The organism is Bacillus sp. SIMBA_154, from assembly GCF_046536015.1.
GTDB classification, from domain to species: domain Bacteria; phylum Bacillota; class Bacilli; order Bacillales; family Bacillaceae; genus Bacillus; species Bacillus pumilus_P.
In genome coordinates, this window is the sequence record NZ_JAWJBV010000188.1 from 1 (window position 1) to 279 (window position 279).

Here is a 279-nt window from a genome sequence, read left to right on the forward strand (position 1 = left end):
GTATCGTTAAAGATTGTGCATGTTTGTTACTGAACTTTAGCAAATTCTTGCTTAGATAATTCACCATTCCCGTCAGTATCTAAGTCATCAAATAATTTAGCTAATTGTGAATTAGCTTGTGCTTCAGACTGGCTGATCACGCCGTCGCCATCAGAATCAAAAGAATCAAAGTCAACCGCAGCAAAAGCGGCAGAAGATGAAGCAAGTGCGATTAAAGTTAGGGCGTGCTGACCTTTTGTGATTGATTTTGCAGCAGCATGTTTGGTATTTAGGCAAGGC

General features: G+C 40.5%; 1 protein-coding gene. It reads right to left on the reverse strand.

The genetic code is table 11. The features are described from left to right. Positions 1-26: 26 nt before the first annotated feature. A partial coding sequence (locus R0K30_RS21675; RefSeq protein WP_410612874.1) for an EF-hand domain-containing protein occupies positions 27-279 on the reverse strand: 253 nt, incomplete at its 5' end.